The organism is Pantoea agglomerans NBRC 102470 (assembly GCF_001598475.1).
Lineage (GTDB): Bacteria > Pseudomonadota > Gammaproteobacteria > Enterobacterales > Enterobacteriaceae > Pantoea > Pantoea agglomerans.
This window is the reverse complement of record NZ_BCZA01000003.1, coordinates 156,117-177,690: the sequence shown is the minus strand read 5'-3', so window position 1 is coordinate 177,690 and position 21,574 is coordinate 156,117. Positions and strand designations below refer to the sequence as shown.

At 54.7% G+C, this 21,574-nt stretch carries 21 protein-coding genes; 12 read left to right on the top strand and 9 right to left on the bottom strand.

All coding sequences use genetic code 11. From position 1 onward, the window contains the following. Positions 1–198: 198 nt before the first annotated feature. From PAG01S_RS06980 to nagB, 4 genes are all read right to left on the bottom strand, one after another. Complete coding sequence (locus PAG01S_RS06980) at positions 199–951, bottom strand: HAD-IIA family hydrolase (protein WP_010260664.1); 753 nt, start codon at positions 949–951, stop codon at positions 199–201. A gap of 186 nt (positions 952–1,137) precedes the next feature. Beyond that, positions 1,138–2,358: a DNA-binding transcriptional regulator NagC gene (nagC, locus tag PAG01S_RS06975; RefSeq protein ID WP_062758165.1), complete on the bottom strand. Its 1,221-nt coding sequence runs from the start codon at positions 2,356–2,358 to the stop codon at positions 1,138–1,140. 7 nt (positions 2,359–2,365) lie between these two features. Then, on the bottom strand, positions 2,366–3,514 hold the full coding sequence (gene nagA, locus PAG01S_RS06970) for an N-acetylglucosamine-6-phosphate deacetylase (RefSeq protein WP_010671285.1): 1,149 nt from the start codon (positions 3,512–3,514) through the stop codon (positions 2,366–2,368). Between the two features lie 62 nt (positions 3,515–3,576). After that, positions 3,577–4,377 (bottom strand): glucosamine-6-phosphate deaminase, encoded by an 801-nt coding sequence (gene nagB, locus PAG01S_RS06965; protein WP_010260676.1) that lies wholly within the window; start codon positions 4,375–4,377, stop codon positions 3,577–3,579. 328 nt (positions 4,378–4,705) lie between these two features. Between nagB and nagE the strand changes: the two genes are divergently transcribed. The 3 genes from nagE to PAG01S_RS06950 all read left to right on the top strand — a co-directional run bounded on the left by nagE (position 4,706) and on the right by PAG01S_RS06950 (position 9,184). Continuing rightward, positions 4,706–6,733, top strand: a complete 2,028-nt coding sequence (nagE, locus tag PAG01S_RS06960) for an N-acetylglucosamine-specific PTS transporter subunit IIBC (protein WP_031293061.1) — start codon at positions 4,706–4,708, stop codon at positions 6,731–6,733. Positions 6,734–6,885: 152 nt separating this feature from the next. Then, positions 6,886–8,553: a glutamine--tRNA ligase gene (gene glnS, locus PAG01S_RS06955; protein ID WP_010671287.1), complete on the top strand. Its 1,668-nt coding sequence runs from the start codon at positions 6,886–6,888 to the stop codon at positions 8,551–8,553. A 235-nt stretch (positions 8,554–8,788) separates the two neighbouring features. Beyond that, positions 8,789–9,184 (top strand): hypothetical protein, encoded by a 396-nt coding sequence (locus PAG01S_RS06950; RefSeq protein ID WP_010260686.1) that lies wholly within the window; start codon positions 8,789–8,791, stop codon positions 9,182–9,184. 71 nt (positions 9,185–9,255) lie between these two features. Here the strand turns inward: PAG01S_RS06950 and fur are convergent, their stop codons facing one another. The 4 genes from fur to ybfF all read right to left on the bottom strand — a co-directional run bounded on the left by fur (position 9,256) and on the right by ybfF (position 11,919). Further along, positions 9,256–9,699 (bottom strand): ferric iron uptake transcriptional regulator, encoded by a 444-nt coding sequence (gene fur, locus PAG01S_RS06945; protein WP_009091454.1) that lies wholly within the window; start codon positions 9,697–9,699, stop codon positions 9,256–9,258. A gap of 348 nt (positions 9,700–10,047) precedes the next feature. Then, positions 10,048–10,578, bottom strand: a complete 531-nt coding sequence (fldA, locus tag PAG01S_RS06940; protein WP_010671288.1) for a flavodoxin FldA — start codon at positions 10,576–10,578, stop codon at positions 10,048–10,050. Between the two features lie 132 nt (positions 10,579–10,710). Continuing rightward, on the bottom strand, positions 10,711–10,986 hold the full coding sequence (ybfE, locus tag PAG01S_RS06935) for a LexA regulated protein (RefSeq protein ID WP_010260688.1): 276 nt from the start codon (positions 10,984–10,986) through the stop codon (positions 10,711–10,713). Positions 10,987–11,154: 168 nt separating this feature from the next. Continuing rightward, the gene (gene ybfF, locus PAG01S_RS06930) at positions 11,155–11,919 is read right to left on the bottom strand and encodes an esterase (RefSeq protein ID WP_033766681.1); all 765 of its coding nucleotides are present in this window, start codon (positions 11,917–11,919) and stop codon (positions 11,155–11,157) included. Positions 11,920–12,169: 250 nt separating this feature from the next. Here ybfF and seqA point away from each other — a divergent pair, with 250 nt between their 5' ends. Next, positions 12,170–12,718 carry a replication initiation negative regulator SeqA gene (gene seqA / locus PAG01S_RS06925; RefSeq protein WP_010260690.1) on the top strand — a complete coding sequence of 183 codons (549 nt, stop codon included), beginning with the start codon at positions 12,170–12,172 and terminating at the stop codon, positions 12,716–12,718. Positions 12,719–12,744: 26 nt separating this feature from the next. Beyond that, positions 12,745–14,385, top strand: coding sequence for a phosphoglucomutase (alpha-D-glucose-1,6-bisphosphate-dependent) (gene pgm / locus PAG01S_RS06920; RefSeq protein ID WP_010260692.1), 1,641 nt, complete (start codon positions 12,745–12,747; stop codon positions 14,383–14,385). A 276-nt stretch (positions 14,386–14,661) separates the two neighbouring features. On the opposite strand, the gene kdpE is transcribed toward pgm, so the two are convergent. Then, positions 14,662–15,336 carry a two-component system response regulator KdpE gene (gene kdpE / locus PAG01S_RS06910; RefSeq protein ID WP_010260694.1) on the bottom strand — a complete coding sequence of 225 codons (675 nt, stop codon included), beginning with the start codon at positions 15,334–15,336 and terminating at the stop codon, positions 14,662–14,664. A gap of 257 nt (positions 15,337–15,593) precedes the next feature. Here kdpE and PAG01S_RS06905 point away from each other — a divergent pair, with 257 nt between their 5' ends. The 7 genes from PAG01S_RS06905 to pxpA all read left to right on the top strand — a co-directional run bounded on the left by PAG01S_RS06905 (position 15,594) and on the right by pxpA (position 21,570). Further along, positions 15,594–15,794 (top strand): DUF2517 family protein, encoded by a 201-nt coding sequence (locus PAG01S_RS06905; RefSeq protein WP_010671290.1) that lies wholly within the window; start codon positions 15,594–15,596, stop codon positions 15,792–15,794. Positions 15,795–15,948: 154 nt separating this feature from the next. Continuing rightward, positions 15,949–16,905, top strand: a complete 957-nt coding sequence (locus tag PAG01S_RS06900) for a YbgA family protein (protein WP_062758163.1) — start codon at positions 15,949–15,951, stop codon at positions 16,903–16,905. Positions 16,906–16,917: 12 nt separating this feature from the next. Continuing rightward, the gene (gene phrB / locus PAG01S_RS06895) at positions 16,918–18,342 is read left to right on the top strand and encodes a deoxyribodipyrimidine photo-lyase (protein WP_062758162.1); all 1,425 of its coding nucleotides are present in this window, start codon (positions 16,918–16,920) and stop codon (positions 18,340–18,342) included. Between the two features lie 18 nt (positions 18,343–18,360). After that, positions 18,361–19,104: a type 2 GTP cyclohydrolase I gene (locus PAG01S_RS06890; RefSeq protein ID WP_010260703.1), complete on the top strand. Its 744-nt coding sequence runs from the start codon at positions 18,361–18,363 to the stop codon at positions 19,102–19,104. Between the two features lie 159 nt (positions 19,105–19,263). Next, positions 19,264–19,920, top strand: a complete 657-nt coding sequence (gene pxpB, locus PAG01S_RS06885) for a 5-oxoprolinase subunit PxpB (protein WP_033771143.1) — start codon at positions 19,264–19,266, stop codon at positions 19,918–19,920. Continuing rightward, a complete protein-coding gene (pxpC, locus tag PAG01S_RS06880) occupies positions 19,914–20,843 on the top strand; it encodes a 5-oxoprolinase subunit PxpC (protein ID WP_062758160.1) in 930 nt (309 codons plus the stop codon). The genes pxpB and pxpC overlap by 7 nt, the downstream gene beginning before the upstream one ends. Next, on the top strand, positions 20,833–21,570 hold the full coding sequence (gene pxpA / locus PAG01S_RS06875; RefSeq protein WP_062758158.1) for a 5-oxoprolinase subunit PxpA: 738 nt from the start codon (positions 20,833–20,835) through the stop codon (positions 21,568–21,570). Before pxpC ends, pxpA begins: the two co-directional genes overlap by 11 nt. Positions 21,571–21,574: the final 4 nt, after the last annotated feature.

Genomic DNA, 21,574 nt, shown 5'->3' with positions numbered 1-21,574 from the left:
AGGAATCGTGATTTACTGATAAAAAGATTGCTTGCATGGCAATAAAATTGAATAAACGATAATTTTAATGCCGTTTCGTTGATGGATCAGCAATAAAATAGCTTTTGTGAGCAGAAATCAGGCAGTAAAAGTGGGATATATAGCGCAAAAAGAGGTGACGCATCACAGATTAGCCGGATGCGTCATAAGAGAAATGAATCAGAACAGGTCGATATCGGCCACAGAAGGGTAGATCCAGTCCGGACGGAACGGCATGGCATCGATATCACTCAGCGTCGAGACGCCGGAGAGCACCAGCACCGTCTCCAGACCCGCCTGAAAACCGGCCAGAATATCGGTTCGCAGATTGTCACCGACAATCACGGTCTCTTCCGAGTGGGCCTGCATTTTGTTCAGCGCGGCGCGCATGATGTAGGGGCTGGGCTTGCCGACCACAAACGGGCGACGGCCTGATATCTTCTCAATACCCGCACAGAGTGCGCCACAGGCAGGAATAAAACCGCGCGCATGGGTATCCGGGTTGGTGGCAATAAAACGAGCGCCATTAGCCACAAAGAAGGCCGCTTTATGCATCATGTCCCAGTTAAACGAGCGCGTCTCTCCGACAATGACAAAATCGGGATTCACATCGGTAATGGTAAAGCCCGCTTTGTAGAGTTCATGAATCAGTGCGCCCTCACCAATTACATACGCCTTTTTGCCCTCCTGACGGCGCAGGAAGTCGGCGGTTGCCATTGCGGAGGTATAGAAAACGGAATCGGGAACCTCGACACCGGCCGAGGCAAAACGGTTGGCCAGATCCTGCTCGGTTTGCGAGGGATAGTTCGTCAGCACCACCAGCGGCATCTCTTTGGCCAGAATGCGCTGTAAAAACTCCTGTGCGCCGGGAACGGCCGTGTTGTCGTGCATCAGCACGCCATCGATATCACAAATTACGCTTTTAATGGTCATAGTCAGATCCGATGTGGCCCGCCACAGCAGCGGGTTAGCTTAGAGCCTATCCCATTAGGCTATTTAATTTGTCATTCTGAACCTGGGCAGTGCTCACAATCCTCACGTACTACGTGTACGCTCCGGTTGTTCCGCGCTGTCCGTGTCCAGACTGCCTGCACCAATTACGCCTACTGGGATAGGCTCTTAGTCTTCCAGAAGATGTTGCAGCAGAATGCCGTTAAGCATGGCACGTTTAGCGAGCGCAAAGGCGCCAATAGCGGAACGATGATCCAGGGTGGAACGCACGACCGGCAGATTTTTACGGAAGGCCTCTAATGCCTGAGTATTAATGCAGCCCTCAATCGCGGGCAGCAGCACTTTTTCTGCTTCAGTGATCTCACCCGCCAGCACCACTTTTTGCGGATTAAACAGGTTGATCGCAATCGCAATAGCTTTGCCAAGATAACGGCCAACGTGCTCAACCACTTCGCAGGCCAGTGCATCACCCTGATTGGCCGCTTTGCAGATGTGGGATATCTGGCACGCCTCCAGCGTCAGTACGCTGGGATAGCCCTGATTCAGCAGATGGCGTACCCGATTTTCAATGGCGCCGTTGGCGGCAATGGTTTCAAGGCAGCCAAAGTTGCCGCAGTGACAGCGCTCGCCAAGCGGATCGACCTGAATATGGCCGATCTCGCCAACGTTGCCGTTGCTGCCGAGAAAAATATGGCCGTTGGCAATAATGCCGGCGCCCGTGCCACGGTGTAAACGCACCAGAATTGAGTCAGCACAGTCGCGGCTTGCACCGAAATAGTGCTCAGCCAGCGCCAGGCTGCGAATATCATGACCCACAAAACTGGTAACGTTAAAACGTTTTTTCAGACTGGCGACCAGCGGCCAGCGGCTGACAGAGATGTGTGGCATATAGCGGATCACGCCGTTAATCGGATCGACCAGCCCTGGCAGGATCACTGAAATCGCGATCAGCTCGCGAATTTTACGATGGTGCTGCTCAATGAAGCTGCTGATGGCGTTAAACAGCGCATGTTCCAGCGTCTCCTGGGTGCGTTCCGGCAGCGCATAATCTTCCTGCGCCAGCGATTTACCGCTGAGGTCAAACAGAGTCAGGGTGGCGTCGTTGCGTCCGAGGCGGACGCCGATGGTATGGAAATGGCGGGTTTCAGTGATAATGGAGATGGCGCGGCGACCACCGGTAGACGCCTGCTGGTCTACCTCTTTGATCAGGCCGCGCTCAATCAACTGACGGGTAATTTTGGTGACGCTGGCGGGCGCGAGCTGGCTAAGTTCGGCAATCTGAATGCGCGATATCGGCCCCTGTTGATCAATCAGCCGGTAAACCGCTGCGCTATTGAGTTGCTTAACAAGATCGACATTTCCTATTTGTGACTGGCCGCCAGTGGTCATTCAGTGCTTACTCGCTCAGGACGTCGTCTCCGTTGACAAACGTCTTTATGATTTTAAAGTCGCGCGTAAACACAGTCAGGTTCGCGATTTTTCCTGCTTCGATCGAGCCTGACTGCCTTTCCACGCCCATCGCCCGTGCCGGGTAGAGTGTTGCCATGCGCAACGCTTCGTCCAGTGCGATCCCTGCATGCTCAACGCTGTTTTGTACCGCTTCAATCATCGTCAGGGCAGAACCACTTAATGTGCCGTTTTCGTCGACACAGAGCCCATCGCGATAATAGATTGTTTTGCCTGCAAAAATAAACTCGCTTATGTCCGCGCCAGCCGGTGCAGTGGCATCCGTGACCAGCACCAGTTTGTCGCCTTTGATGCGTTTTGCATTGCGCACGTTAGCGTAATGTACATGTAAACCGTCCGCAATAATGCCGCAGTATACATCAGGCGAATCAAACAGCGCACCGATAAGCCCGGGTTCACGTCCCGCAAAAGTGGGCATGGCGTTGTAGAGGTGCGTCGCGAAACTCACACCAGCAGAAAAGCCCGCTTTAGCTTCTTCATAGGTCGCATTCGAGTGACCGGCTGAGACAATAATCCCGGCATCAGTCAATTGACGAATCACATCGCTACCCGCATTTTCAGGGGCAAGCGTGACTTTGGTGATGACGTCCGCGTTGTCGCACAGGTACTGCACCATTGCCGCATCCGGCAGGCGAATCAGCGCCGGATCGTGGGTGCCTTTTTTCGCTTTGCTCAGCCAGGGCCCTTCCAGATGCAGACCCAGCGCCTGATTCTGATGTTTCTGCAGGTAAGCGCGCATGGTTTCAATCGCCCGTTTCATCAGGGCGTCGCTGCTGGTGATAAGCGTCGGTAAAAAGCTGGTGCAGCCAGACTTTTCATTGGCGCGCTGCATCGTTTCCAGCGTTTCAATGCTGAGCGCCTCAAGGCTGTCATTGAACTGCACGCCACCGCAGCCATTGAGCTGGAGATCGATAAAGCCTGGCGCAATATTTGCCCCTGCCATATCCCGCTGCTCAATATCCGCCGGGAGTGCTTCACGCGGACAGACGCGCGCTATACGCCCATCGGCAACTACCACCGCGTGATTATCCAGAACCTCATGGCCACTGTAGATTCGACCGTTAACTAATGCGTACATCTCTCTTCTCCCGTCCTGGCCTGCTGTCACTCAGCGTAACAGCAGGGCATGACAATGTTCTGTTACACGCCTTTCATATTTTCCGCTTCCATTTCGCGGAAATATTTCACGGTTTTCACTTTCAGTTCCATGGTGGCCGGCTCATCGCACACTACCACCGATTTCGCGTGCAGCTGCAGGCAGCTGATGGTCCACATATGATTAACGTTGCCTTCAACCGCCGCCTGTAATGCCTGCGCTTTAACATGGCCGGTAACCAGAATCATCACTTCCTCTGCATCCAGCAGCGTACCGACGCCGACCGTCAGCGCATATTTAGGCACCTGATCAACGTCACCGTTAAAGAAGCGGGAGTTCGCCACGCGGGTGTCATGGGTCAGGGTTTTAATGCGGGTACGGGAAGCGAGAGAGGAAGCCGGTTCGTTAAAGGCGATATGACCGTCGTTGCCAACGCCGCCCATGAACAGGTGAATTTTACCCAGCGCGCGAATTTTCTCTTCGTACTGACGACATTCTGCGTCAATATCGGGGGCATTACCATTCAGCAGGTTGATATTTTCCGGTTGAATATCAACGTGATCGAAGAAATTTCGATACATGAAGCTGTGATAGCTCTCAGGATGCTCTTTTGGCAGGCCAACATATTCATCCATATTGAATGTCACGACGTTTTTAAAACTGACCTGGCCCGCTTTGTGCATATCAATCAGGTGTTTGTACGCTTCCAGTGGCGTACCGCCGGTTGGCAGACCCAGGACAAAAGGTTTATCCGCCGTCGGGTTAAACGCATTGATACGATTAACAATATGTCGGGCGGCCCATTTTCCCACCTGGGTTGGTGTCGCTAAAGGAATCAGTCTCATGTTTCACCTCAATTGAAAATAGAAAGGGGATGGCTAAGCCGTTGCGTGAGTCACCAATCTGAACAGATGATTCATTGTCGCCACGGGCGGCGCATAATTCAATATTTCGGATCATAAAATAAGTTTACGGTCATAGCCAGATGTTGCCGTATGAAACGATGTTTTTTAGTGATAAAAATCACATTTACCAGGCTTTTAATTTGCGAGGCGAATTAATTTATCATTACACTTCGCTGCGTGATATGAAGTGTATTAACGATCTTTGCAGCTGACATAACAACATTAAGCAGCGCAAAGCGACAAGTCAGGCTCATAGGGGGAAGGGGATATGTTAGGTTACTTACAAAAGGTGGGGCGCGCACTGATGGTGCCGGTAGCAACCCTGCCAGCAGCAGCGATATTAATGGGCGTGGGCTACTGGATCGATCCAGACAGCTGGGGCGCAGGTAATGCGCTGGCGGCGTTACTGATCAAATCTGGTGCTGCCATCATTGAAAACATGTCAGTGCTGTTTGCGATTGGTGTCGCGTATGGCATGTCGAAAGATAAAGATGGTGCGGCAGCCCTGACCGGCTTTGTGGGATTTCTGGTAGTCACCACGCTCTGCTCACCGGCCGCGGTGGCGATGATACAGAAGATGCCGGTTGACCAGGTACCTGTGGCGTTTGGCAAAATTAATAACCAGTTTGTCGGTATTCTGGTCGGTATCCTGTCGGCGGAGGTCTATAACCGCTTCAGCCACGTCGAGCTGCCGAAAGCACTCTCCTTCTTCAGCGGACGGCGACTGGTGCCGATACTGGTCTCGTTCCTGATGATCCTGGTCGCCTTTATCCTGATGTATATCTGGCCGGTTATCTTTAACGGTCTGGTGGGCTTTGGTGAACATATCCAGAAGCTCGGCTCTGCCGGTGCCGGTATCTACGCCTTCTTTAACCGCCTGCTGATTCCGGTCGGTCTGCATCACGCCCTGAACTCGGTGTTCTGGTTCGATGTTGCGGGCATTAATGACATTCCTAAATTCCTTGGCGGTGCACAGTCACTGGCTGATGGCTCGGCAACAGTCGGCATCACCGGTCGTTATCAGGCGGGCTTCTTCCCGATCATGATGTTTGGTCTGCCGGGTGCTGCGCTGGCTATCTACCACTGTGCGCGTCCTGAGAACCGCGTCAAAGTGGGTAGTATCATGCTGGCCGCGGCGTTTGCTGCCTTCTTTACGGGTATTACCGAACCGCTGGAGTTCTCCTTCATGTTCGTGGCACCCGTGCTTTATCTGATCCACGCCGTCCTGACCGGTATTTCTGTCTTCATCGCTGCCAGCATGCACTGGATTGCCGGATTTGGTTTCAGCGCCGGGCTGGTGGATATGGTGCTGTCGACCCGTAATCCGCTGGCGACACACTGGTACATGCTGATCCCGCAGGGTCTGGTCTTCTTCGTTATCTATTATGTGGTGTTCCGCTTTACCATCAAAAAATTCAACCTGATGACGCCGGGCCGCGAGCTGGCGGTTGATGGTGATGAAACTGATGGTTATGACGTTAACGTTGATAAAACGGATAGCGGTGAAAGTGCCACAGAGTCACTGGCGCGCCGCTACATTGGGGCGATTGGTGGTTCAGCTAACTTAACCAGCATCGATGCCTGTATCACCCGTTTGCGTCTTAACGTGAATGACTCGGCGCAGGTGAATGAGGCGGTTGCTAAGCGTCTTGGCGCGTCCGGCGTAATCCGTCTTAACAAACAGAGCGTGCAGATCATCGTGGGTACCCAGGCAGAAAGCATCGCCTCGGCCATGAAAAAAGTGCTGACCAAAGGTCCGGTCGCTGCAGCGGCTACCAGCAGTGCGCCGGCCGAGCCGGATGTTAAACCGCAGGCGGTGCTGAACAGTGAGAAGCAGGTCATCGCCACGCTGCTGGCGCCGGTCAGCGGTGAAGTCGTGGCGCTGGATGATGTGCCGGATGAAGCCTTTGCCAGCAAAGCGGTGGGCGACGGTCTGGCGATCAAGCCCAGCGACAAATGGGTAGTGGCACCGATTGCCGGTACGCTGGTGAAAATCTTTAACACCAATCATGCCTTCTGTCTGGAAACCGACAATGGCGTGGAGATTGTGGTGCACATGGGGCTGGATACCGTGGCGCTGGAAGGTAAAGGCTTTACCCGTCTGGTTGAAGAGGGGGCCAGCGTGGTCGCCGGTCAGCGAGTACTGGAGATGGACCTTGAATTCCTTAACGCCAATGCCCGCTCAATGGTGAGTCCGGTCGTGGTCAGCAACAGCGACGATTTCGCCGGTCTGACTTTACTGGCACAGGGTCAGGTAATAGCAGGGGAAACCCCGCTGTATGAAGTGAAAGGCTAATCCCCGCAACAGAACCCCACAGGCAGGAAGCGATTCCTGCCTTTTTTGTTTTAAAGGCTTAACAAACGGTTGTTTCCCTCAGACGCTTTGTGGATCATACTCCGTTACTTCGTGGTACAAATCACCCGTTATTCGTATTGAGGATTTTTGAGATGAGTGAGGCTGAAGCCCGCCCAACTAACTTTATTCGTCAGATCATTGACGAAGATTTGGCGAGCGGTAAGCACAGCAGCGTGCATACCCGTTTTCCGCCGGAGCCCAATGGCTATCTGCATATTGGTCATGCGAAATCGATCTGTCTGAATTTTGGCATCGCCCAGGACTATCAGGGGCAATGCAACCTGCGTTTCGACGATACCAATCCGGTTAAAGAGGATATGGAATTCGTTGAATCCATCAAGCGTGACGTTCAGTGGCTGGGTTTTGAGTGGAGCGGTGAGGTCTGTTACTCATCAAACTATTTCGATCAGCTCTACAACTATGCCATCGAGCTGATTTCCAAAGGACTGGCCTACGTTGATGAACTGAGTCCGGATGAGATTCGTGAATATCGCGGCACCCTGAAAGAGCCGGGTAAAAACAGCCCTTATCGCGATCGCAGCGTGGAAGAGAATCTGGCGCTGTTTGAGAAGATGCGAAACGGTGAGTTTGCCGAAGGCACCGCCTGTCTGCGCGCCAAAATCGACATGGCCTCTAATTTCATCGTGATGCGCGATCCGGTGCTTTACCGCATCAAGTTCGCGGAACACCACCAGACCGGCAATAAGTGGTGCATCTACCCGATGTATGACTTTACCCACTGTATCTCCGATGCGCTGGAAGGCATTACGCACTCGCTCTGTACGCTGGAGTTCCAGGACAACCGCCGTCTCTATGACTGGGTGCTGGACAACATCACTATTCCGGTTCATCCGCGTCAGTATGAATTCTCGCGCCTGAATCTGGAGTATGCGGTGATGTCGAAACGTAAACTCACTCAGCTGGTGACCGAGAAGCACGTAGAAGGGTGGGACGATCCGCGCATGCTGACCGTTTCAGGTCTGCGTCGCCGTGGTTACACCGCCGCTTCTATCCGTGAGTTCTGTCGTCGTATTGGCGTGACCAAGCAGGATAACATCGTGGAGATGGCTTCGCTGGAGTCCTGTATCCGTGATGATCTTAACGAGAATGCGCCCCGCGCCATGGCGGTTTTAGATCCGCTTAAAGTGGTGATCGAAAACCTGCCAGCAGGCCATAGCGAAATCGTCACCATGCCAAATCATCCGGGTAAACCGGAGATGGGCACGCGTGAAGTGCCGTTCAGCCGCGAGATCTGGATCGATCGCGCAGATTTCCGTGAAGAGGCGAACAAACAATATAAGCGTCTGGTGCTGGGCAAAGAAGTCCGCCTGCGTAACGCCTACGTGATTCGTGCTGAGCGGGTCGCCAAAGATGAAGCGGGCAACATTACCTGCATCTACTGCACCAGCGATGTTGATACGCTGAGCAAAGATCCAGCCGATGGCCGCAAAGTCAAAGGCGTGATTCACTGGGTTTCTGCGGATCACGCGCAGCCAGCTGAGTTCCGTCTGTATGATCGTCTGTTCAGTGTGCCAAATCCGGCTGCTGCAGAGGATTTCCTGGCGGTCATTAATCCTGAGTCACTGACCATCAAAAACGGCTTTGTTGAACCCAGCCTGCGCGATGTGGAACCGACAACACCGTTTCAGTTTGAACGTGAAGGTTATTTCTGCGCCGACAGCGTTTACTCGAAACCGACGCAACTGGTGTTTAACCGCACCGTCGGTCTTCGTGATACCTGGACCAAAACGGGCGAATAAATTTTTTGAGGCTGACCTCATAAAATGACAAAAGGGCGATTTATCGCCCTTTTTTATTGCCCCGATTTTTACCATCGCCGACGTTTATTCTGCACTAACCACAACCGGTTCAATACCGCCTTGTGGGAGTAATCTGAGTTTAAAAAAATTAATCAATTTCAGGATGTGAATTGTCAGCTTTCAGGTAGGCTATCCGCTCTCAGAGGTTGCAAAGCGGGTTACAGAAGGAAAAAAAATGACAGTTCTCGCCCAGGAAGCCAAACACAGTGTCGTCGTTTTACATCAGCTCATTGAACGTATTTTTAATCAGCCAGCCGGTTCTGACGACAGTTTCCAGCTGCTGATGTCCTATTTTCATCCTGAATTTCGCATGGTGACCCCAAAGGGCAAAGAGTACAATCTGAACGAGGTCGAGGATCTTTTCCAGCAGTTACAAGGGCAGCGGGAAGGGATGCGCATTGCCACCTGTGAACATGTCATTCTCTCTCATCATGAAAAAGAGATCGTCGTACAGTATCGCGAAATGCAGATGATGAACGGCAATAACCAGAGCCGCATTTCGCTGGCCATTCTGGATTGCAGCAGCTCCATTCCACGCTGGCGCTATCTGCAGGAGACGCTGGTCGCCTGAGGTGAGGGCAGAAAACAGACGAAAAAAAACCGGTGAATTCACCGGTTTTTTTATTTCAGGCCGCGCCAGCGTTACTGGTCGTGCAGCGTTTCGTCTTCACGGCAATCGCCCAGCGTACAGTGTCCATAGAGATAGAGGCTGTGGTTGGTCAGCTTGATGCCATGGCGGGTCGCGATTTCACGCTGACGCGTTTCAATCGATTCGTCGCTGAACTCGATAACCTTGCCGCAATCCAGGCAGATCAGGTGATCGTGGTGATGCTGCTGCGTCAGTTCGAAGACAGACTTGCCGCCTTCAAAGTTGTGACGAGTCACAATACCGGCATCATCAAACTGGTTCAGAACACGGTAAACGGTCGCCAGGCCAATCTCTTCGCCAATGTCGATCAGGCGTTTATACAAATCTTCCGCACTGACGTGATGGCACTCAGGTTCCTGAAGCACTTCCAGAATTTTCAGTCTGGGCAGCGTTACTTTCAGGCCAGCCTTCTTTAATGCGGTGTTGTTGTCAGTCATGCGGATTTTGTCCTGTTACTAATATTCACTTTTGTGGCTTATCGCCTTGAATGTCGATCTGTGCTCATTCTCATTTGCGTCTCATTATAGAACTGAAGCGATGAAATGAAAACCAGAGGGCGTGTCTGAATCATCATGGGCTATTGGGGATTCGTCACCGGGCCGGGGAAGATTCTGACAGAGGTCTGTTAGCACATCACTTAGTCTTGCCGCCTGAGAAAATAAGCGGAAGATCGATGCGGGTATTCTACAGATTAAACGGAGAAAGTTAAAAAAATGTGGCTATTATTTCTATAGGCATTTTCATTGCCTCAATGTGAGCTGGCGCTCACATTGAGTCGGGCAGGATCAGGCTTCGATGATCTCTTTCAGCTGCAGTTCATCAAAAATCTGCTTAACCCACTGCTCCACACGCTGGCTGGTCAGCTCAGGCTGGCGATCTTCGTCAATGGCCAGGCCCAGGAAGTGGGTATCATCGGCCAGGCCTTTCGAGGCTTCAAAGTGATAGCCTTCAGTTGGCCAGTGTCCGACAATCACGGCACCGTGCGGTTCGATAATGTCGCGAATCGTGCCCATGGCATCACAGAAATACTCTGCGTAATCTTCCTGGTCGCCACAGCCAAACAGCGCAACCAGCTTGCCGTTAAAATCGATCTCTTCCAGCGTCGGGAAAAAGTCATCCCAGTCGCACTGCGCTTCGCCGTAGTACCAGGTCGGAATACCCAGCAGCAGGATATCGAACGCTTCCAGATCTTCTTTTGTGCTTTTTGCGATGTCATGGACTTCTGCAACATCTGTACCCAGCTGTTTCTGGATCATTTTTGCAATGTTTTCGGTATTGCCGGTATCGCTGCCGAAGAAGATGCCTACGAGTGCCATGAGTAAAATAACCTCTTAAATCCTGATGATGAGATGTGTGCCGCAGCACATTTCAGCGAATAATAGCAGACGAGAGAAAACCGGTGAACGGTTAAAGCCCCGACATTTGCTCCTGCGTGCGATTTGCCCGCATTAATCCAGTTTGAGCTGTGCCAGTAGCATCTGTTCAATCAGTTCGCTACGGCTGAGATTGCGCTGTTCTGCCAGCGTATTGAGTGCATCGACGGCGTCACTGTTCATTTTCAGTTCGACACGACGAAGCCCGCGTCCTTTGTCACGTTTCAGTTGATTGCGCTTGTTAATGCGCAGCTGTTCATCACGCGAAAGCGGACTGGTTTTGGGTCGACCAGGGCGGCGCTCATCAGCAAAGAGATCGAGCGTCGTGCGGTCAGTCTGTTCTTTTGCCATGGCTTAGTAAAACTGAATGGGGGCGGGCGCCAGACACTCACCGCGCAGATTATAAATTATTGGCCATTGCCGCAGCAAAACTGACCCGCGGCAAAATTTTAGCGCGCCATCATACTTCACGCTTACGCCGGACGCCAATCCTAAACTTTTACCGCCATCTATTTGCTTTTAAAGCGCAAAAAAGCGACGGACACTGCGCAAAACGGCATCGGGTTTCTCTGCATGAACCCAGTGTCCTGCGCCACCGATCACATGCGCCTGAGCGGCCGGGAACTGCTGCAGCAACGCATCGCGATAGCTGTTATCCAGGTAGCTGGAGTCGCCGCCGCGAATAAACAGCGCCGGGTGATTCCAGGCGGGAACCGGCTGCCAGCCAGATATCGTGGTGTAGTTATCCCACAGCACCGGGACATTGAAGCGCCACTCCCCCTCCTGGAAGGATTTCAGCAGGAACTGGATCACCCCTTCTTCCTCGATCAGCGTTCGCATGACCTTCGCCGCCTCGCTGCGGGATGAGACGCCCGCATCGGTGACGGCACGAATGCCGGCAAATATCTGGTCATGACGGCGCGTCTGGTAATCCACCGGGGCGATATCGATCATCACCAGGCGCTCAATGCGTTCCGGCACCAGCGCGCTCATGGTCATGGCGATTTTACCGCCCATCGAGTGTCCGATCACCGCGACGCGATCAATGCCATGTGCATCCAGTGTTTCGACCATATCCTGCGCCATTACAGCGTAGTTCATCTCGTCAGATCGTGGTGAAAGTCCGTGGTTGCGGACATCTACCTGCAGCAACGGACCGGCATCTTTCAGCCCGCGCGCCAGCACGCCAAGGTTATCGAGACTGCCAAACAGACCGTGAATAAGCAGGATGGGCAGAGAATCAGCAGGGGATTGTTCAGTTTGCAGACGGGCGTTCAAAATCATAGCAAAGTTCTTAAGTTTGAGACCTGAGCTTAGGTTATCATGGTTTCACCTTTTCAGGCGCGCCGGTTCCGGCGGCATTAGGACATATTCTGACTTTTGCCCGTAAACCGTTTGATTGCTAACAACCCGCCTGACTTTAACTTTATAATCCTGATGTTAGAACCCACACACCCTTTGAATTGCCTGACTATACTCAGAGCTTTTCAGGAAACAGGTGGTTCTGTCATGAGAAAGAACCGTACGGAATAAGATGAAAACGATCGAAGTTGACGAAGAGCTCTACCGTTATATTGCCAGCCACACGCAACACATTGGTGAAAGCGCATCCGACATTCTGCGTCGTATGCTGAAGTTCACGGCCGGTCAGACTGCACCCGCTTCGCCTGCACAGCCAGCCTCAAAAGATGCAGCGAAAGAGTCCCAGCCTGCGTCTGTGGGTTCGCGCCCGCAGGATCGTGTCCGCGCGGTGCGCGAGCTGCTGCTTTCTGATGAATATGCGGAGCAGAAGCGGGCGGTGAATCGCTTTATGCTTATCTTGTCAACGCTCTATCGTCTTGATACCGCAGCCTTTGCTGAAGCTACTGCATCTCTGCAGGGCCGCACCCGCGTCTATTTTGCAGGTGATGAGCATACGCTGTTGCAGAATGGCACCCATACTAAGCCGAAGCATGTGCCCGGCACGCCGTACTGGGTGATCACCAACACCAATACTGGTCGTAAATGCAGCATGATCGAACACATCATGCTCTCGATGCAGTTCCCTGCGGAACTGACCGAGAAAGTTTGCGGCACCATTTAAAACTTAAGCGTCAGGGAGCAGCGCCAATGGCCAATCACCCACGTGCCGGGCAACCCGCCCAGCAGAGCGATTTGATTAACGTTGCACAATTAACGTCACAATATTATGTCCTGCAGCCCGATGTGGCGAACCCGGAACATGCGGTGAAATTTGGCACTTCCGGCCATCGCGGCAGTGCAGGGCGTCAAAGCTTCAACGAGATGCACATTCTGGCGATCGCTCAGGCGATTGCCGAAGAGCGTAAAAAGAATGGTATCACCGGGCCTTGCTACGTCGGTAAAGACACCCATGCGCTGTCTGAACCCGCCATCCTGTCTGTTCTGGAAGTGCTGGCGGCAAACGGCGTTGATGTGATCGTGCAGCAGGATAATGGCTATACGCCGACCCCTGCGATCTCGAATGCGATTCTTGAGCACAACAAAGCGGGTGGCGCGCTGGCTGACGGCATCGTGATTACGCCGTCGCATAACCCACCGGAAGATGGCGGCATCAAGTACAACCCACCTAACGGCGGACCTGCTGATACCAACGTCACCAAAGTGGTTGAAGATCGTGCCAATCAGCTGATCAAAGATGGCCTGAAAGAGGTGAAACGTCTGCCGCTGGAGCAGGCGATGGCCAGCGGTCATGTGGTCGAAAAAGATCTGATCCAGCCTTATGTTGAAGGTCTGGCAGAGATTATCGACTTCCCGGCGATTCAGAAAGCGGGCCTGAAGCTGGGTGTGGATCCACTGGGTGGTTCCGGTATTGCTTACTGGCAGCGTATTGCTGAGCACTACAAGCTGGATCTGACGCTGGTGAATGACGCGGTCGATCAGACCTTCCGCTTTATGCATCTGGATAAAGATGGCGTGGTCCGCATGGACTGCTCGTCTGAAAGCGCAATGGCAGGCCTGCTGGCTTACCGTGACAAGTTCGATCTGGCGTTCGGCAACGATCCCGATTATGACCGTCACGGCATTGTGACCCCGGCGGGTCTGATGAATCCAAACCACTATCTGGCGGTGGCGATCAACTATCTGTTCCAGCACCGCCCACAGTGGGGTCAGGATGTTGCCGTGGGTAAAACCCTGGTCTCCAGCGCCATGATTGACCGTGTGGTCAACGACATTGGTCGCAAGCTGGTGGAAGTGCCGGTGGGTTTCAAATGGTTTGTTGATGGTCTGTATGACGGCAGCCTCGGTTTCGGTGGCGAAGAGAGCGCAGGCGCTTCATTCCTGCGTTTCGACGGTACGCCGTGGTCTACGGACAAAGATGGCATCATCATGTGTCTGCTGGCCGCTGAAATTACTGCCGTAACCGGTAAAAATCCGCAGCAGCACTATGACGAACTGGCAGCGCGCTTTGGCGCACCAAGCTACAACCGTCTGCAGGCATCAGCCACCTCAGCGCAGAAAGCCGCGCTGTCGAAGCTGTCACCGGAGATGGTCAGCGCTGATACGCTGGCAGGTGATCCTATCACCGCTCGTCTGACTGCCGCGCCAGGTAATGGTGCATCTATCGGCGGTCTGAAAGTGATGACGGAGAATGGCTGGTTTGCTGCTCGTCCTTCAGGCACCGAAGACGCTTACAAAATCTACTGTGAAAGCTTCCTGGGCGCTGAACACCGCGCGCAGATTGAGAAAGAAGCCGTTGAGATTGTCAGCGAAGTGCTGAAAAACGCCTGATTAGTCGGGCAGATGAAAGATACGCTCGGTACCATTAAGGTTGCTGGTAAAGTCCAACCCGGCTAGCTGTTGGATCGTGCCAGCACAGGAAACAGGATCAGATCGGAAAGACGCAAAAGATGTCATCCATGACAGCTCGGCCCGCGCCATCCATGGCGCGGGACGCTTTCCTCCTCTGACCCTGTTCCCTGCGCCTCGGGGTTTATCCGTTGCGGTCAGTATTTGCTCAGATTTGAGTTTGTTTGCAGTCATGAAAGGCGCCTCTGGCGCCTTTTTTTATGGCATAAAGCGATAGCCGATCCCGGTTTCCGTCAGCAGATGAGCCGGTTGTGTCGGATTGGCTTCCAGTTTCTGGCGCAGATGTCCCATATAGATGCGCAAGTAATGGCTGTGCTCCACCGCATTGGGTCCCCAGACCTGGCTCAGCAACTGCCGCTGCGTCAGCACCTTACCGGCATTGTTCAGCAGAATACTCAACAGACGAAATTCAATCGGGGTAAGGTGAATCTCGCTGCTGCCGCGCTGTACCCGTCGTGCGGCGAAATCGACGCTGACGTCGGCGAACGTCACCCTGGCATCCGGCTGCTGGCCACTATGACGACGCAGCGCAACCCGGACGCGCGCCAGCAGTTCGCCAATGCCAAAGGGTTTAGTCAGATAGTCATCTGCCCCCGCATCCAGTGCGGCGATCTTATCCTGCTCATCGCTGCGCGCTGACAGCACAATCACCGGTATGGCGCTCCACTGTCGCAGGTCACGAATGAAATCGGTGCCATCTCCATCCGGCAGACCCAGATCCAGGATCACTAAGTCCGGCTTGCGGGTCGCCGCTTCAATCAGTCCGCGTTGCAGTGTATCGGCATCAAACACCTTAAGGGCTTCATTTTCCAGCGCCAGCCGGACAAAGCGCCGGATCTCTTTTTCATCTTCAACGATCAAAACCGTGGTCACGCAATACCTGCCTTGAGTGGGGACCGAAGCGCTACTTTATCAACATTTTATGCTGGCGTCCGCGACCATAATCTGTCGGCCCTTTCAACGCCAATGCAACCAGGCGGTAACCTTTTTGTAACTTAATTACAGGTTAATTCTTAAACAGCAAAAATAGCGGCAAATAAGTGGTCAGATGAGTAGTAAAATTACACAACCTGGCGTAAAGTTGAACACAGATCACATTCACACTTTTTCACTTACCGGGAGGAGAAACCATGTATCGGGCTTATCCACGTTATAAAATTATTGCGCGACGTACGCTGGTGGTTCTTCTCGGCGTACTGGCACTTCCTGTTATGCTGTTTCGACAGGATCGGGCACGTTTCTACAGCTATCTGCACCGCGTCTGGTGTAAGACCAGCGCCAAGCCGGTCTGGCTGGCGCAGGCGGAAGCGGGTGGTGGCGCGTTCTGGTGATTTCCCCTGCCGCAAAACAGGCCTGGTCATCTGACCGGGCTTTTTTTTGCGTTTTTTCTGAGAATAAGCGATCCGGAATCCCGTTTTAACCCTTTATTCCTGACCATTTTACGCTACACTTAAACCTCTACAAGATTTCGGAGGTTGTACAAGTATGAGCAAAAAAATCCCCGTTGGAATCAGTGCATGCCTGCTCGGCGACCGCGTCAGATTTGATGGTGGGCATAAGCGTCTTACTTTTGCGACCGACGATCTCACCCCATTTGTCCGTTTTGAGCCCATCTGCCCTGAGATGGCGATTGGTCTGCCAACGCCGCGCCCGGCATTGCGTCTGGTGAAGCAGGGCGATGATGAGCTGCATCTCTGCTTCAGCAAAGATGGCGGAGAAGAGGTTACGACGCAGATGCGTGACTGGTCTGCTGAGCGGGTAAAATCGCTGCATCACCTCTGTGGCTATATCCTCTGCGCCAAATCACCCAGTTGTGGCATGGAACGGGTGCGGGTCTATGAGCCCGATAACAACAATAACCGCAAAGCAGGCACCGGTATTTTTACTGAATTCCTGCAGCGCGAGATGCCCTGGCTGCCGCTGGAAGAAGATGGTCGTCTGCACGATCCCGCCCTGCGTGAGAACTTTATCGGTCGTGTCTGCGCGCTGCATGAATTTAATCAGATGTGGGAAAGCGGTCTGACCCGGCAGGGACTGATCGCCTTCCACAGCCGTTACAAGCTGATGATGCTGGCGCATTCGCAGGAGAAATACCGCGAGCTGGGACCCTTTGTCGCCTCCATGAGCCAGTGGGAGTCGCTGGACGCCTTTGCCTTTGAATACCGCAATCGCATGATGGAACTGATGTCACGTCCCGCCTCACGTCGCAATCACACCAATGTGCTGATGCATGTGCAGGGCTACTTCCGCACGCATCTGAGTTCACCGCAGCGCCAGGAGCTGGCAACGCTGATTGACCGCTATCGTAAGGGCACACAACCGCTGCTGGTGCCGATTACCATTCTCAAACACTACATGGCGGAGTACCCGCACCCGTGGCTGGCCCAGCAACGCTATTTCGATCCCTATCCCGAAGCCTTGTGTTTACGCTACGGACAGTAATACAGGAGGAGTATGACCACCCATCTGGTCTGGCTGCGTAACGATTTACGCGTCAACGACAATCTGGCGCTGCACGCCGCCTGCCGCGACAGCGATGCAAAAGTGATTGCGCTCTACCTTGCCACGCCAGCACAGTGGCAGCAGCATGACATGTCACCGAAGCAGGCGGCGTTTATCCACGCCAGTCTGTTGCAGGTGCAGCGTGCGCTGGCGGAGCGGGGCATTGAACTGCACTACCAGGCGTGTCACGCCTTCAGCGACAGTATTGATGCGCTGCTGCAGTTCTGCGCTAAGCAGCAGGTCGATCAGCTCTTCTACAATTACCAGTATGAAGTTAATGAACGCCAGCGCGATGCGGAGGCTGAAAAGCGTCTCGACGAAGCGGGCGTGATTTGCCAGGGCTTTGATGACAGCCTGTTGCTGCCGCCCGGCAGTGTGCAGAGCGGCGATCGCTCGATGTATAAGGTATTTACCCCGTTCAGCAAAGCCTTTGTCCGCCGCTTGCAGCAGGGGCTGCCTGAGTGCGTGCCTGCGCCGAAAGCGCGCGAAGGCGCACCGCTGAAAGCCTCCCCGATTCCCGCCTTTGACTATCCAACCGAAGACTTTGATCAGGATCTGTTTCCGCCAGGCGAAGCGGCGGCGCTGAAGCGGTTGCGCCATTTCGCCACGCAACCGGTTATCGACTATCCCGCTAAGCGCGACCTTCCGGCGCTGGACGCCACCAGCCGTCTGTCGGTTTATCTGGCGACCGGCGTACTGTCGCCACGTCAGTGCCTGCATCGCGTGCTGCATGAACATCCCGATGCGCTGGACAACAGCCGCGCGTTCACCTGGCTGAACGAGCTGATCTGGCGTGAATTCTACCGTCATCTGCTGGTTGCCTGGCCGGCGCTGTGCCGACACAAGCCGTTTATCGACTGGACGCGAAACGTTGAATGGCAGCGTAACGACGCACATTTCGACGCGTGGAAAGCGGGTAAAACCGGCTATCCGATTGTCGATGCCGCAATGCGTCAGATGAAGGCGCTGGGCTGGATGCATAACCGCTTACGGATGATCACCGCCAGTTTCCTGGTCAAAGATCTGCTGATCGACTGGCGTGAAGGTGAACGCTATTTCATGCAGCAGCTGATTGATGGTGACCTGGCCGCGAACAACGGCGGCTGGCAGTGGGCGGCCTCGACCGGCACGGACGCGGCGCCCTATTTCCGCATCTTTAACCCGACCACGCAGGGCGAGCGCTTCGATGAGAAGGGGGATTTTATCCGTCACTATCTGCCTGAACTGGCCGGGGTCCCTGACAGCGATATTCACCAGCCCCATGTCTGGGCGGAGAAGCATCATAAGAAACTCGATTATCCGGCACCAATCGTGGATCATAAGGTGGCACGTAAAAAGACATTAGACGCCTTTGAGCGCGCCAAGAGCGCAGCCTGAGGCCTCGAAGGAGCCTGAATGAACCATTACGAATTAGAGACGCTGATCAATCAGCAACTCGACAGCCACAGCTTCAGCGATTACGCCCCCAACGGTTTGCAGGTTGAGGGACGCAGCGAGATCAAAACGATTATCACCGGCGTCACTGCCTGTCAGGCGCTGCTGGATGAGGCGGTGGCGCGTCAGGCCGATGCGATTATTGTCCATCATGGCTATTTCTGGAAAAGTGAACCGGCCGCGATTAAAGGTATGAAGCGCCGTCGTCTGCGGACCCTGCTGGCCAACGATATCAATCTCTATGGCTGGCATCTGCCGCTCGACGCGCATCCTGAATTAGGCAACAACGCCCAGCTGGCGAAACTGCTGGATATCGAAGTGCGCGGCGAAGTGATGCCGCTGGTGTTCTGGGGTGAGCTGGCTGAGCCCCTGTCCGGCGAACAGCTGGCCCGCCGAATCGGTGAGAGGCTGGGACGTGAACCCCTGCATTGTGGTGACAACGCGCCAGCGCTGATCCGTCGTATTGCCTGGTGCAGCGGGGGCGGGCAGGGCTTTATCGACCAGGCCGCGGCGGCGGGCGTCGATGCCTTTATCACCGGTGAAGTTTCTGAACAGACTATTCACAGCGCGCGTGAGCAGGGGCTGCATTTCTTTGCCGCAGGCCATCACGCCACCGAGCGCGGCGGCGTAAAAGCGCTGGGCGACTGGCTGGCGCAACACCACGATCTTGATGTGACCTTCATCGATATCCCTAATCCTGCCTGACACTCTCCCTTGTCCTGCGCGCCTGCGCAGGACCTAAATCTGTTGACACATCCCTGTCACTTTCGCATAACTGTTTGCTTTACGTAGATAAGCAATGGGCTGCACCGGGCATCCGGTCAGGTCGGCCAGGCGCGATCTCAACTGAGCGGGAGGTAGCTGTTGCAACGAGCACGGTGTTATTTATTGGGTGAACGCGCTGTCGTGCTGGAGCTGGAACCGCCGGTCTCACTGGAGAGCCAGCAACGAATCTGGGGACTGAATCAGCGCCTGCACGACTATGCCAGCGTGCTGGAGGTGATCCCCGGCATGAACAACATCACCCTGATCCTGCGTGATCCTCAGCAGAGCGCGCTGGACGCGATAGAGCGGCTTCAGCGCTGGTGGGAAGAGAGTGAAGCGCAGTTGCCGGAGTCGCGTCAGGTGGAGATCCCGGTGATCTATGGCGGCGAGTCTGGCCCCGATCTGACGGTCGTGGCGGAACACGCCGCGCTGACGCCCCGTCAGGTGGTTGAGTTGCACAGCAGCAGTGACTATGTGGTCTTTTTTATCGGCTTTCAGCCCGGTTTTCCCTATCTGGGCGGACTGGATCCGCGCCTGCACATCCCGCGGCGTGCTGAGCCCAGGGTTGCAGTGCCCGCCGGCTCGGTGGGCATCGGCGGCAGCCAGACCGGCGTCTATCCGCTGGCTTCGCCCGGCGGCTGGCAGTTGATTGGCCAGACGCGCACCGCGCTGTTTGATCCCCTGCAGCAACCGCCCACGCTGCTCCGTCCCGGTGACAGGGTTCGCTTTGTGCCGCAACAGGAGGGCGTATGTTAAACATTCTGCGAGCCGGCCTGGCCGCGACTATTCAGGATGCGGGCCGTTACGGCTGGCGTCAATATGGCATCAGCCCAGGTGGTGTGCTGGATCATCCCGCGATGTTCACCGCCAACGTGCTGGTGGGCAATGACCCCGACAGCGCGGTGCTGGAGATGGTGCTCGGCCAGTTCAAAGCAGAGTTTACCCGCGATGGCTGGTTTGCGCTGACCGGCGCAGGCTGCCATGCGGAGCTTGACGGCCAGCCGGTCTGGACGGGCTGGCGCACGCCGGTGAAACGGGGGCAGCTCCTGTCACTGGCGATGCCGCAGCGCGGTATGCGCAGCTATCTGGCAGTGCAGGGCGGTTTTGATATCCCCGCGATGCTCGGCTCTGCCAGCACCGATCTAAAAGCAAAATTTGGCGGATTCCAGGGGCGAACCTTGCAGGATGGCGATCAGCTCCCGCTGGATAAACCGACCCGCACGTTTGACCGTAAAGTCGGGGTGCGGCAACTGCTGTGGGGCAACCGCATCCGCGCACTACCTGGCCCGGAGTATCACGAGTTCAGCCGCGAAGCGCAGCAGGCATTCTGGCGTACCGCATGGAAACTCAGCCCGCAAAGTAACCGGATGGGATACCGGCTTGAGGGACGCAAGCTTGAGCGCGAGAGCCCGCGCGAGCTGCTGTCACACGGCGTGATGCCGGGTGTGATTCAGGTGCCGCCGAACGGACAGCCTATCGTGCTGATGGCGGATGCCCAGACCACCGGCGGCTATCCGCGCATCGCCTCGGTTATCGAAGCCGATCTCTATCACCTGGCGCAAATCCGGCTGGGTGAGCCGATTCACTTTATTCACTGCACCCTGCCGGAAGCGATGCTGGCACGTCAGCATCAGCAACGCGCACTTGACCAGATGAAGTGGGGACTCAATGAAAATTGATTTAAACGCCGACCTGGGCGAAGGCTGCGCCAGCGATCAGGCGCTGCTGCAACTGGTGAGTTCCGCCAACATCGCCTGTGGCTTTCACGCAGGTGATGCGCAGACCATGCTGCAGTCGGTGCGCTGGGCACAGGCATCCGGCGTCGCGATTGGTGCACATCCCGCTTTTCCCGATCGGGAGAACTTTGGCCGCAGCGCCATGCAGTTGCCGCCGGAAATGGTCTACGCCCAGATGATCTACCAGATTGGTGCGCTGAAAAGTCTGGCGGAAAGCGAAGGTGCGCGGCTGCTTCATGTTAAACCGCACGGCATGCTTTACAACCAGGCAGCGGCCGATCCGGTGCTGGCGGATGCCATTGCCCGTGCCATCAGGGCGGTCGACAGCCAGCTGATTGTGGTGGGACTGGCTAACAGCGAATCGATTCGTGCGGCGGCGCACTACGGCTTACGCACGCGGGAAGAGGTGTTCGCCGACCGTGGCTATCTCAGTAGCGGTGCGCTGGTGCCGCGCAGCGAGCCGGGCGCGCTGATTGAAGATGAACAGCAGGCTATCAGTCAGACGCTGACGATGGTGCAGCAGGGCAAAGTAAAAAGTATCACCGGAGAATGGGTTGCGGTGAATGCACAGACCGTCTGCTTACATGGCGACGGCGCGCACGCCCTGCAATTTGCACAGCGGTTGCGTGATGCGTTTGCCGATCAGCAGATTCGTGTCACCAGCAACTGAACAA